The organism is Geodermatophilus sp. YIM 151500 (assembly GCF_025716945.1).
Taxonomy (GTDB): domain Bacteria; phylum Actinomycetota; class Actinomycetes; order Mycobacteriales; family Geodermatophilaceae; genus YIM-151500.
Map to the genome: position 1 here is coordinate 124780 of NZ_JAOVZT010000002.1, position 11969 is coordinate 136748.

Sequence of the window (11969 nt, forward strand, 5' to 3'; positions counted from 1 at the left end):
CCGCCGACGACCTCGTCGCGGTCCCGCACGTCGACGATGCGGACGGAGTCGCGGTCGGCCGCGAGCTGGGCCGGGGTCAGCTGGGGCACGGTGCTCATGGGGGTCTCCCGGTGGGGACGTGCCGGCGCGGGGGCCGGCGGGCGGGTGTCAGGCCAGGGTGAGGAAGAGGCGCTCGAGCTCCCGGAGGTCGACGGTGCGGGCCTCGCCGTCCTCGGTGGTCGAGCAGTAGCGCATCCCGGTGGAGATGACCGCGAAGCCGGCCTTGCTCAGCGCCTTCGACGCCGCGGCCAGCTGGGTGACCACCGCAGAGCAGTCCCGGCCGTCCTCGATCATCTTCACGATGCCGCCGATCTGGCCTTCGATGCGGCGGAGCCTCTTCACGACGTCGGCGAGCTCACCCGGAGGGATGTCCACGCATCCCATGGTGCATACCCCCGGGGGTATGCGCAAGCTCATCGTGCGGAGCTCCCCGGCACGGTGCTCCCGGGCGCCGGGTCGACCGGCCCGAAGGCGACGAGCGGCAGGTCGCCGACGAGCCGGCGACGCTGGTCCTCGGTCCCGCGGTAGCGCCAGCCCACGAGGTGGGTGAGGACCCGGTGGACGACGGGGCGGATCAGCCGGTTCCGGCGCTCGTAGCCGGCCAGCAGCTGGATGGCCACGTCCTCGGGGAGCACCCGCACGGTGGGGCGGAACCGCCGCCGGCCGACGGCGATCTCGCGGGCGCCGCCGGCCTCGGCGTTGCGCAGCCAGTCGGCCGTGCGGCCGAAGCCGGCCATGACCACGTACTCGCCGGACGCCGGCAGCCGGCCGACGACCTCCAGCACCGTCCGGTACCGGCGCCCGCTGCGCCGACCGACGTGGGTCAGCACCAGGAACCGCTCGCCGAGCAGCCACCCGAGGTGTGCGCGGTGCAGCAGCGCGGGTGCCCGGAGCAGGCGGCGCAGCAGTGGCCCGGGCCGGCGCGGGTTCATCGGCCCATGGTTCCCGGGCTCCGGAGTAGCGTCCGGCCCGCGCTGCCGGTGCGCAGGTGGGACGGTCACGATGGAGCAGCCACCGCAGTCGGGCCCGCTGGAGCGGCAGCCCGCGGTCGTCGTCCGGTTGCGGGACCTCGACGCCGGAGCGCTGTCCGTGGCCGGCGGCAAGGCGGCCAACCTCGGCGAGCTGCTCGGCGCCGGCTTCCCGGTTCCGGACGGGTTCTGCGTGACCACCTCCGCCTACGGCGAGGTGGCCGCCACGTCCGGCCTCGACGACGTCCTCGGCCGGCTGCGCGACCTCACCGAGGCGGACTCCGCCGAGGTGGTGGAGCTGGCGGGCCGGGCGCGCGAGTGCATCCTGCGGACCGGGATGCCCGACGGGGTCGCCGACGGCATCACGGCCGCGTACCGCGAGCTCGGGGAGCCGGCGGTGGCGGTCCGGTCCTCCGCCACGGCCGAGGACCTGCCGTTCGCCAGCTTCGCCGGTCAGCAGGACACCTACCTGAACGTCGTCGGTGCGGACGCCGTCCTCGACGCCGTGCACCGCTGCTGGGCGTCGCTGTGGACCGACCGGGCGGTGCTCTACCGGGTGCGCAACGGGGTGGAGCACGCCGGGGCGCGGCTGGCGGTCGTGGTGCAGCGGCTGGTGGACGCCGCGGCGGCCGGCGTCCTGTTCACCGCCAACCCCGTCACCGGACGGCGCGGCGAGGCCGTCATCGACGCCAGCCCGGGGCTCGGCGAGGCCGTGGTGAGCGGCGCGGTGAACCCCGACCACCTCGTCGTCGACGCCGCCACGGAGGTGGTGCGGGAACGCCGGGTGGGGGACAAGCGGCTCCTCGTGCGCCCGCGCGACGGCGGTGGGACCGAGTCCGTCGAGCAGGCACCGTCGGACACCGGCTGCCTGGCCGACGAGCACGTCCGCGCGCTGGTCCGGCTCGGGGTCCGGTTGGAGGAGCACTTCGGCCGGCCCCAGGACGCCGAGTGGGCGCTCGACCGGGACGGCGTCCTCTGGCTCACCCAGGCCCGGCCGATCACCACGCTGTTCCCCGTGCCCGACGGTCGCCCGGCGGGACCGGGGCTGCGCGTGTACTTCTGCATGAGCCTGGCGCAGGGGCTGACCCGGCCGATGACCCCGATGGGCCTGGCGGCGTTCCGCGTCCTCGGGTCGTCGGCGGCCCAGCTGTACGGGCACCCACCGGACGACCCGGTCGCCGGCCCGCCCGTCGTCCACGACGCGGCCGGCCGGCTGTTCTTCGACGTCACGACCATCGTGCGCAGCACGCCCGGGCGGGCGCTCTTCCCCCGCGTGCTCGACGTCATGGAGGCGCGGTCGGCCGCGGTGCTGCGCGGCCTCTTCGACGACCCGCGGCTGGCGCTGGTGCACCGGTCGTGGCGGCCGTTCGCGCGACGCGTCGCGGTGGTGGCGGCGCGCTACCGGGTGCCCCTGGTCGTGGCCCAGGCGCTGGTCAGCCCGGCGGCGGCCCACCGGCGGCTCGACCGCATCGTCGCCGGGCTGCGGCCCGCCGGGACGGGGCCACCGGCCACCGCGGCGCAGCGGTTCGACCGCGTCGTCGAGAACCTCGGCTCCCTGGCCCCGAGGGTGGTGCCGCGCGTGGCGCCGCCCGTGGCGACCGGGTTCGCGATGCTCTACCTCGCCGGGCGGCTGCTCGGCGCCGACGCGCGGCCGGGCGACCTCGCGACGGTGCTGCGCGGCCTGCCGCACAACGTCACCACCGAGATGGACCTCCAGCTGTGGGGGCTGGCGACCGCGGTCCGCGCCGACCCCGACGCCGCCGCGACGGTGCAGGGGGCGACGGCGGCCGAGCTCGCCGACCGGTACCGGGCGGGCACGCTGCCCCCCGTCCTCCGGGACGGGCTGCGCGAGGTGCTCGAGCGCTCCGGGCACCGCGCGGTCGCGGAGATCGACGTGGGCCTGCCGCGCTGGGCGGAGGACCCGACGCACCTGCTCGGCGTGCTCGCCAACTACCTGCGCCTGGAGGACCCGGACGGCTATCCGGACGCGGTGTTCGCCCGGGCGGTCGCCCAGGCGGAGGCCAAGGTGTCGGAGCTGACCGGCCGCGCCGCGGCGCGGAGCCGGGTGCGGGGGCGCGCCGTCGGCTTCGCGCTCGACCGGGCCCGCCGGCTCGCGGGGCTGCGGGAGCTGCCCAAGTACTGCCTCGTGCTCGCCTTCGCCGACGTCCGCGCCCAGCTGCTCGCGATCGGCGCCGACCTGGCCGCCGCCGGGCTCCTCGACCGGGCCGACGACGTGTTCTTCCTCGACCTCCGCGAGGTGTCGGCCGCGCTGGGCGAGAGCGCGGCGCCCGGCGCCCGGGACCTGCGCGCGGTGGTGGCGGAGAGGCGGGACGACCACGGCCGCGAGCTGCGCCGCCGGCACGTGCCGCGCGTCCTGCTGAGCGACGGCACCGAGCCGGAGGCCGCGATGGCGGCACCGGCCGCGGCCGACGGCGCGCTGGCGGGCACCGCGGCGTCCGCGGGGACCGTGACCGGCCCGGCCCGCGTCGTGCTCGAGCCCACCGGCGCGCACCTGCTCCCCGGCGACATCCTGGTCGCGCCGTCCACCGACCCCGGGTGGACGCCGCTGTTCCTCACCGCCGGGGGGCTGGTGATGGAGATGGGCGGCGCCAACTCCCACGGCGCGGTGGTCGCCCGCGAGTACGGCATCCCGGCCGTCGTCGGGGTGGCCGACGCGACCAGCCGGATCGCACCGGGACAGCGGGTCACCGTCGACGGCACGCACGGCCTGGTGACGCCCGCCGCGACCGGCTGACGGCGCGGGCCGCCCGGGCCACCCCGCGGCCCCGCTCAGCGCGCCGTGGCGAGCAGCAGCTCCTCGTGGGCGTCGAGCACCGCGGTCATCGAGTAGCGCTCCCGGGCGCGCGCGCGGCCGGCCTCCGGATCCGGCCGCCGCGCGGCCAGCTCCCGGAGCCCGGCGGCGATGCCGGCGACGTCGCGCGGGGCGACCACGGTGCCGAAGCCGGTCTCGCGCACCGGCGTCCGGACGCCGGGCAGGTCGCTGGCCAGCACCGGGACGCCGGCCAGCATCGCCTCCACCTGGACGATGCCGAACGCCTCGAACGCGTTGACCGAGGGCAGCGCGAACACGTCGACCGAGGCGTACAGGTCGGCGATCCGTTCCTCGTCGAGGAAACCGAGCAGGGTGATCCGCGGGTCGTCGTCGACGGCGCGGCGCACCTGGTCGACCACGGAGCCGCCGGCCACGTCGGCGAAGTCACCGCCGATCAGCAGCCGGCCGTCGGGGTCGTCCAGCGCGCGGAAGCCCTGCACCAGGTACTGCAGGCCCTTCTCCTCGACGATCCGGCCGAGGAAGCCGACGTGCAGCCCCGGCCCCTGGCGGAAGCGCGGGGTGCCCGCCGGCCGCTCGCGGCACGGTGGCGGGATCACCGCCGTGCGCCCGGCCATCGCCGGCCACAGCCGGCTGTGCCGGGCGTAGTCGTCGCTGGACACGACGACCCGCCGCGACCGGCGCAGCGTGAGCCGGCTGGACAGGTCGACGCCGGCGGTCACGACCCGGTTCACCGCGCCCGGCGGCAGGCTGACGTCGCAGTGGTAGGTGGTGACCAGCGGCGCGGGCGAGCCGAGGGCGAGCACCCCCGCCTCGGGCATCGGCAGGTGGAGGTTCAGCACCGACGCCGTCGCGGCGGCCGCGCGCACGCGGCCGGGCAGCGCCGGGCTGAGCACCCCCTTGCCGGCCCGCGCCAGCACGGGCGCCCGGTCCACCTCGACGCCGTTCACCACCTCGCGCTCCGGCAGGTCGCCGTCGTGCCGGCTGGTGACCACCCGCACGCGGTGCCCGCGGGCCACCAGCCCCTCGGCGACGTCACGGGCGACGTTGGTCAGCCCGCTGACGTAGGGGGCGTAGTAGTCGAGGGCGATCACGAGGTCCAGCCGCTTCATCGGGCCCCACCCTGCCCGGCGGTCGCCCCCGTCGTCGGGTGGACGGGCGCCGGCCGGCGGAGCAGCGCGGCGCAGCAGGCGGCCAGGGCCACCGCCGACCCTGCGGCGAAGGCCAGGGCGGCGCGCAGGACGAGGTCGGGCACGGCGGCGAACACCGCACCGGCCGCCGCCAGCCCGGCGACCCACGCCACCGCGCTGGCCCGGTGCCGGGCCGAGGCGACCAGCGCCTGGCTGGCCACCAGCAGCGCCAGGTGCAGCACCGCACCGGCGGCGAGGACGGCGAAGGCGCTGCCGTCGACGGCGTAGCGCGCCCCGAACAGCAGGCCGGTCAGCGGCGGCCCGGCGACGGCGGCGACGGGCGCCGCGACGACGGCCGCCCCAGCGGCGCTCCCGGCGAGCCGGACGGTGAACCGTCGCTGCAGCCGCCGGTCGGGGGAGCGGTCGACGTCGGCCAGCGCCGGGAGCAGGGCGCTCTGCAACGGGACGGCGACGAACAGCGGCAGGCGCACCAGCAGGAAGCTGGCGACGAACGCCGCCGCCCGGGCCTCCTCACCCGGAGCGGCGGCGCTGGTTACGAGCACCGGCGCGGCGTTGAGCAGCGCCTGGGCGCAGAGCGCGCCGACCAGCAGGTGCCCGACCGCCCGGACCCGGAGGGCGGGTCCGCCGCCCCGGCCCGCGACGCCCACCCGCCCCGCGACGCCCACCTGCCCCGCGACGCCGTCCGGGCCCCCCGCCGGCCGGGCCCGGAGCAGGCGGACCTCGCGGACCAGCAGCGGCGCGTGCGCCAGGCCGACCGCGACGACCAGCGCCCAGGCGAAGTGCCCGGCCGACGGGGCGGTCACGACGACGGCGATCCCGGCGGCGGCGAGCACCCGCAGCGCGGCGTCCAGCAGCAGCACGCCGCCGTGCCGCCCGGTGCGGCCCCGCCCCAGCAGCAGCCCGCGGAGGACGAACTGCGCGGCCGAGACCACGCAGATCCCGAGCAGCGCGGCCAGCAGCCCCGGGCGGTGGCCCAACGAGGGGGCCAGCAACGGCCAGCCGGCGAGCACCGCGGCCAGCGTCAGCGCGGTGACCCCCGCGACCGCCCTGCCGGTCCCCGGCGGCAGGCCGCCGCCCGGGCCGCGCAGGTGCACCAGGCGGGCGAGCTCGACCTCCACGGGGAAGAAGGCGCCGAAGCCGACGACCAGGGTGAGCGACCAGTAGGCGCCGAACCAGGCGTACTCCGCCGACGGCAGGGCGCGGGCGGCCAGCGCGAGGTACGCGTAGACCAGCACCCCCGATCCCGCGATGCACACGGCCACCCAGCTCAGCGACGGCAGCAGGCGGCGGTCGCGCGCGGCGCTCACCGGCCCGCCCGGCACAGCCGCCGCGCCGCCGTCCCCGGGCCTGCGGGGAGCGGGAGCCGGGCGAGCACGCCGGAACGGTACCCAGGCGCCGCGGCGCCGCCGCGCTCCGCGCGCCGGACCGCCCGTCGGCCGCGCCCGGGTGGCCGCGTCGTGTTCACTGGTCGCCGTGCGGCTGCGCAGCCGGGACGGGAAGGGGATCCGGTGGACGTCGCCGACCGGCAGCAGGTCGAGCCCGCCGCCGCCCCGCGCCCCGAGCCGGCGCGCCGGCGGGCCGGCGCGCTGCTCGGGCGGCTCGCCGCCCTGCTGCTCGCCCTGGTGGCGATCGGCTGCGCCGTCGCGCTGCCGCTGCTGCCCGTCCGGATGAGCCAGCCCACGGTCAGCTGGCCGCAGGAGCCGGGCAGGCCGGAGTCGACGATGCTCCAGCTGACCAACCAGCGGCCGCTCGCCCTCGACGTCGGCTTCTCCTGCGACGCCGTGCGGGCCGCCGCGACGGACGGCGGTGTCGTGGTGTCCACGCTGGTGCCCGCCCGGCCGGACGCCGGCGAGGCGGGGCTGCTGGTGACCGCCGGCGACGGCCGGCTGCGGATCGTCAACCGCGACGAGACGCTGGTCGACCGGGCGGTGCCGGCCGGTGACTGCGCCTGGCGCATCCTCGGCGAGCCCGATGCCTTGACCGTGCGGCTCGACGGCCGCGAGGTCGCCGCTACGGCGACCGAGGACGACGTGGCCGGGGGCCCGACCGTGCTGCCGGACGTCGACGTGCTCGCGACCAGCATCGAGCGGCTGGCCGCCGGCGACGACCTGCGGGTCCGGATCGCGGTCGACAACCAGTTCAACACCACCCCGACGCCGCTCAAGTCGGCGCTGGTCGCCGCCGCGCTGGTCGCCGCGGTGGGCTGCCTGCTGCTGCTCCGGCTGGTCGACCGCCGGGCCGGCCGGACGGCCCCGGCGCCGGACGACGAGCCCCGGCGGCCGCGCGACCCGCCGGCCCTGCTGCTCGACGCGGCCGTGGTCGGCGTCATGCTGCTCTGGCTGTTCCTCGCCCCGACCTCGGACGACGACGGCTACTACGCCGCGATGGCCCGCAACGCCGCGGCGGAGGGCTTCGTCGGCAACTACTACCAGCTGCTCAACCAGTCGTTCACCCCCTTCACCTGGTTCTACCGGGTGCTCGGGTGGTGGCAGCAGGTCGGCGACAGCCCGGTCGTGCTGCGCGTGCCCGCGCTGGTCGCGGGGGTGCTCACCTGGGTGCTGCTGCGGCGCTTCGTCACCCGGCCCGGCGCGCTGCCCGACGGCGTCCTCGCCCGGCGCGGGCGGCGGCTGGCGGCCGTGGTGCTGCTCGCGGCGACGTTCCTCGCCTGGTGGCTGCCCTACGGCATGGGCATGCGCCCCGAGGCCGTCGTCGGGCTGCTGGCGCTGGCCACCCTCGCCGGCGTGCTGGCGGGTCTGCGGCGGCGGCGACTGCTCCCCGTGGGGCTGGCGCTGGGCGCCGCCGGTCTGGCCGTGGCCTGCCACCCGACCGGCTTCGTGGCGCTGGCGCCGCTCGTCGCCGCGCTGCCGCGGCTGGCGGCGCTCGTCGGCCGCGACGAGGGCGGCGGCCGCCGCGGCCGGCTGGGGGCGGCCACCCGGACGGCGCTGCTGCTGGCCCCGGGCGCCTTCGCCAGCGCCGCCGCCTTCGCCGACGGCTCGCTCAACGACTTCCTCCGCGGCCAGGAGATCTTCCTGTCGGTGCAGGACCAGGACGCGTGGTACGACGAGTTCCAGCGGTACGCGTTCCTGCTCAGCCCGATCCCGATGGGCTCCTACGCCCGGCGGACGGCGGTCCTCCTGGGCCTCGTCGCGCTCGGCTGGTTCCTGCTCGCGGCCGTCGCGGCCCGCGCGCGCCGCGTGGAGCTGCCGCTGCCGCTGCTGCTGACCGGCGCGTCGCTGACCGCCGCCCTGCTGCTGCTGTGGTTCACCCCGAGCAAGTGGACCCACCACTTCGGTGCGCTGTCCGGGCTGGGGCCGGCCTTCCTCACGCTGTTCCTCGTCTCCGCGCCGACGCTGGCCCGTCGGCTCGGCGTCGGCCGGGGTGGCGCGACCCCGTTCCTGGTCGTCGGCTCGCTCGTCGTCGCGTTCGCCCTCGCCTTCCACGGGCCCAACGCCTGGGCGTACTCGTGGCTGCCGGGGGTGACCCGGCCGAACGTGCCGCCGTCCGTGGCGGGGGTCGAGCTGGGCGGCCTGCACGTGTGGGCGCTGGTCGCGGCCGCGGTCTGGGGCGTCGCCGCGCTGCTGCGACGCCGTCGCGCGTCGGGCGCACCGGCGTGGCCGGTCGCCGTCCCGGTGCTCGTGCTGGTCTTCCTCGGCTCGTCGCTCACCTGGCTGCTGGCCGGCTTCGGTGCGGCGGCGGCCCGCACGGTCGACGGCTACTCGCCGTGGGCCGACGCGCTGAGCGACCCGCTGGCCCGGAACTGCGGCGCGGCGAGCAGCGTGCGCGTGTTCGACGTCTCGGCCGCCCGCCCGCTGCCGACGGCCGGATCGGCAACCGCGCCGGCCTCGGACGCCTTCGTCCCGGACGGCGGCTGGTGGCCACCCTCCCCGCCGCCCGACGCCGGCGACGGCATCGCCGACCGGGTGTGGGGCAGCCTGGCCGCCCCCGGGGGGGAGGCACGCACGGGGACGGTGCGGACGCCGTGGTTCGACCTGCCGGCCGTCGACGCGGGCGAGGCGGTCGCCGTCCTGGTCGCGGGACTGCTCGGCGACGGCAACGAGCTGCGGGTCGAGTACGCCGCGGCCGGCTCCGCGGAGCCCGAGGTGGTGGACACGGAGGAGGTCGACATCGGCGGCGACACGCCGGCGTGGCGCACCGCGCTGCTCGACGTGGCCGACGCCCGCGACGCCGGCGCCGGCCTGCTGCGGCTGGTCGCCGACGACCGCACCGCCGGCCCCGGCGGCTGGCTGGCGTTCACCGGGCCGGCGGTGGTCCCGCAGGTCCCGCTCGCCGAGTACCTGCCCGACGAGGCGGTGGTCGCCACCGCGTGGCAGATCGCCTTCCTGTTCCCCTGCCAGCAGCAGCCGGTCGTCCGGTACGGCATCACCGAGCCGGTGACCCACGGCATCGCCTGGCGCCCCGGGCCGGACGCCGACGGGCTCGCCGACAACACCTGGCAGGTCTTCCGCGGCGGGCTGTTCGCCCCCGTGCTGCGGACCGCGGCGACCACCGAGCTGGTCGCGGCGCTGCCTGGCGCGCGGGGCGCGGGCATCCTGCAGGTCTTCCGCTTCGACCGGCCCTACCCGGTCGCGGCCTACGACGTGACGGTCGACCGGGTGGTGCGGCCGGGGTGGGCGGGTCCACCCCGCGGGTGACCGCTTTCTGGTACGGATGTGCGCGATCGCCCACGGGCGGGCAGGGTGTCCGGGGGCGTCGCGACGGAGCGCGCCCGACGGGGCGGGCGTCCGGGCCGGTCACCGCACGGACGGCGACCGGCCCGGACGGCGACCGGAACGCATGACGACCGGCACGAGGGCGAGCGGAGAGGGACGGCATCCCCATGCAGCGGGACGGCGAGACGGGGGTCGGCGAGCGGCGCGCCGCCTTCTCCGGCAACCTCGCGGCCGACCGCCCGCCCGCCCCCGAGGCCCCGGCTCCCGAGGTCCCGACCGTCGAGGCCTCCGTCGCTCAGGCACCCGCCGCCGGCACCCCGACCGTCGCGGCCCCCGCCGGTGAGGCCCCCGCCCCGGCCGGGGTGCCCGGGGGCGCCCGGGCCGGCGCCGGGGCGGTCGTGCTGGGCGTGGTGCGCACCATGCGCCCGCGCCAGTGGGTGAAGAACCTGCTCGTCTTCGCCGCGCCGCTCGCCTCGGGGCGGGTGTTCGAGGGCGAGGTGCTCGGCGCGACCCTCGTCGCGGTCGGGCTGTTCTGCCTGGTCTCCAGCGGCGTGTACCTGGTCAACGACGTCCGCGACGCGGAGGAGGACCGCCGCCACCCGCGGAAGCGGTTCCGCCCGGTCGCCGCCGGCACCGTGCCGAGCTCGCTGGCGCTCCTCGTCGGCGGGGTGCTGCTCGCCGGCGCCCTGACCTGCGCGGTGCTGCTCACCCGCCCCCAGCTGGCCGCGGTGCTGGGCACCTACGTCGCCGTCTCGGTCGCCTACTCGTTCTTCCTCAAGGACCAGCCGGTCATCGACCTGGCCGTGGTGGCGTCCGGGTTCCTGCTGCGCGGCGTGGCCGGCGGCGCCGCCGCCGGCATCGCGCTGTCCCAGTGGTTCCTGCTGGTCGCGGCCTTCGGCGCGCTGTTCATGGTGGCGGGCAAGCGGTACGCCGAGCTCGTGGCGTTGGGCGACGCGGCGAGCACCCGCCGGTCGCTGACCGAGTACTCGCCGAGCTACCTGCGCTTCGTCTGGAGCCTGTCGGCGGGCGTCACCTGCACGGCGTACAGCCTGTGGGCCTTCGAGCTGCGCGAGCTGGACGGCGGCTTCCCGTGGCAGACGATCTCCATCGCGCCGTTCGTGCTGGCCCTGCTCCGGTACGCCGTCGACGTCGACCGGGGCACCGCCGACGCGCCCGAGGAGATCGTGCTGCGCGACCCGGTGCTGTTGCTCCTCGGCCTGGTCTGGGCCGGGCTGGTCGCCCTGGGCGTCTTCACCGGCTGACCGCGGGGGACGCTCAGCCGAGCAGCTGCGACACCGCCGCGAGCCGGGCGTCGCCCGCCATCCCCGCCAGCCACATCGACCACCCCGGCCGGGCGCGCATGGCCTCGAGGGCCTGCCGGGCGGCCTCCCGGTCACCCCGCCGCGAGGCGGCCAGCGCCGCGTAGAGGTCGCGCGCGCCCTCGGGCGCGAACAGCGCCAGCACCTCGTAGTCGCGCTCGTCGTAGGCCCGCTGGAGGTTGCGCAGCAGCCGCAGCTGCGCCACCGGGTCGCCGGAGTCGTCGACCCGCAGGTCGACCCGCACGCCGTCGTCCTCGTCGGTGGCCGGCGTCCCGCTGACCACGAGCAGCGCGGCCGACTGCCGGCCGCGCAGGTCGCCGCCGGCGTCCTGGCCGGCGGACAGCGCGGACAGCAGGCGGTCGGCCAGCTCGCCCGGAGCGGCGGTCCACGCCCGCGACATGGCCGGCAGCACGTCGGGCGAGGCGAGCATGTTGCCCTGCACGCTGACGCCCTCGCCGACCAGGTGCCCGCTCACCGGGAACGAGCCCTGACCGGTGTCGGCGGCGACCTGCCCCGCAGCGTCGAGCACCGCGATCTGCCGGTCGGCGTCCTCGGCGGCGTGCGCCGCCCGGCGGACGAGGTCGGCCGGGCGGCTGCCCTCGGCCAGGCCGGTCAGCAGGGTGTGGCCCAGGCCCCGGCGGCTGCGGGCCTGCACGGCGACGACGCCGACGCCCGGCCGGGCCGTGGGCACCGCCCGCCCGACGGCCAGGATGCAGGAGGACACGGCGATGCCCAGGTCACCCGTGGCCGGGTCCCGGGCGAGGATGGAGAAGGTCATCCGCCGATCGGCCCGCCCATCAGGTGGTCGCCTGGTCCTCGCGTGCGGCCCTCGCGCGGCCGGCCGGGACCCGGGCGCCGCGGGCCCGCCGCCCGAGCCTAGCCGGGCGAGCCGGGCCGGACGGGGAAGCGCCCCGGGCGGCGCCGGCCCGCTACTGCGGCCCGCCACGGCGGGCCGGTCCGGGCGGTCGGGGCATGCGGGGCGCTTGTGATCGGTGATACGGGAACGCTCGTCACCTGTTCCGCGGGGCGTT

8 protein-coding genes are annotated in these 11969 nt (G+C 77.9%); 3 read left to right on the forward strand and 5 right to left on the reverse strand.

Annotated features, from left to right (window positions below):
- Positions 1–147: 147 nt before the first annotated feature.
- The gene (locus OF117_RS04205) at positions 148–414 is read right to left on the reverse strand and encodes a metal-sensitive transcriptional regulator (RefSeq protein ID WP_263551553.1); all 267 of its coding nucleotides are present in this window, start codon (positions 412–414) and stop codon (positions 148–150) included.
- Positions 415–452: 38 nt separating this feature from the next.
- A complete protein-coding gene (locus OF117_RS04210; RefSeq protein WP_263551554.1) occupies positions 453–971 on the reverse strand; it encodes a nitroreductase family deazaflavin-dependent oxidoreductase in 519 nt (172 codons plus the stop codon).
- A gap of 70 nt (positions 972–1041) precedes the next feature.
- On the opposite strand from OF117_RS04210, the gene OF117_RS04215 reads away from it, so the two are divergent.
- Positions 1042–3762, forward strand: coding sequence for a PEP/pyruvate-binding domain-containing protein (locus OF117_RS04215; protein ID WP_263551555.1), 2721 nt, complete (start codon positions 1042–1044; stop codon positions 3760–3762).
- Positions 3763–3797: 35 nt separating this feature from the next.
- On the opposite strand, the gene OF117_RS04220 is transcribed toward OF117_RS04215, so the two are convergent.
- The gene (locus OF117_RS04220; protein ID WP_263551556.1) at positions 3798–4910 is read right to left on the reverse strand and encodes a glycosyltransferase family 4 protein; all 1113 of its coding nucleotides are present in this window, start codon (positions 4908–4910) and stop codon (positions 3798–3800) included.
- Positions 4907–6256, reverse strand: a complete 1350-nt coding sequence (locus tag OF117_RS04225) for a hypothetical protein (RefSeq protein ID WP_263551557.1) — start codon at positions 6254–6256, stop codon at positions 4907–4909. Before OF117_RS04225 ends, OF117_RS04220 begins: the two co-directional genes overlap by 4 nt.
- A 201-nt stretch (positions 6257–6457) precedes the next feature.
- Between OF117_RS04225 and OF117_RS04230 the strand changes: the two genes are divergently transcribed.
- Together OF117_RS04230 and OF117_RS04235 are read left to right on the forward strand one after the other, a co-directional pair.
- Positions 6458–9601 (forward strand): arabinosyltransferase domain-containing protein, encoded by a 3144-nt coding sequence (locus OF117_RS04230; protein ID WP_263551558.1) that lies wholly within the window; start codon positions 6458–6460, stop codon positions 9599–9601.
- A 185-nt stretch (positions 9602–9786) separates the two neighbouring features.
- The gene (locus tag OF117_RS04235; RefSeq protein ID WP_263551559.1) at positions 9787–10881 is read left to right on the forward strand and encodes a decaprenyl-phosphate phosphoribosyltransferase; all 1095 of its coding nucleotides are present in this window, start codon (positions 9787–9789) and stop codon (positions 10879–10881) included.
- 13 nt (positions 10882–10894) lie between these two features.
- On the opposite strand, the gene OF117_RS04240 is transcribed toward OF117_RS04235, so the two are convergent.
- Positions 10895–11716, reverse strand: coding sequence for a DUF1028 domain-containing protein (locus OF117_RS04240; protein ID WP_263551560.1), 822 nt, complete (start codon positions 11714–11716; stop codon positions 10895–10897).
- Positions 11717–11969 lie beyond the last annotated feature (253 nt).

Bases quoted from the DNA above. Each gene is read 5' to 3' on its own strand.
- OF117_RS04210 (WP_263551554.1), bottom strand. From the start codon at position 971: ATGAACCCGCGCCGGCCCGGGCCACTGCTGCGCCGCCTGCTCCGGGCA.
- OF117_RS04240 (WP_263551560.1), bottom strand. From the start codon at position 11,716: ATGACCTTCTCCATCCTCGCCCGGGACCCGGCCACGGGTGACCTGGGC.
- OF117_RS04220 (WP_263551556.1), bottom strand. From the start codon at position 4,910: ATGAAGCGGCTGGACCTCGTGATCGCCCTCGACTACTACGCCCCCTAC.
- OF117_RS04215 (WP_263551555.1), top strand. From the start codon at position 1,042: ATGGAGCAGCCACCGCAGTCGGGCCCGCTGGAGCGGCAGCCCGCGGTC.
- OF117_RS04235 (WP_263551559.1), top strand. From the start codon at position 9,787: ATGCAGCGGGACGGCGAGACGGGGGTCGGCGAGCGGCGCGCCGCCTTC.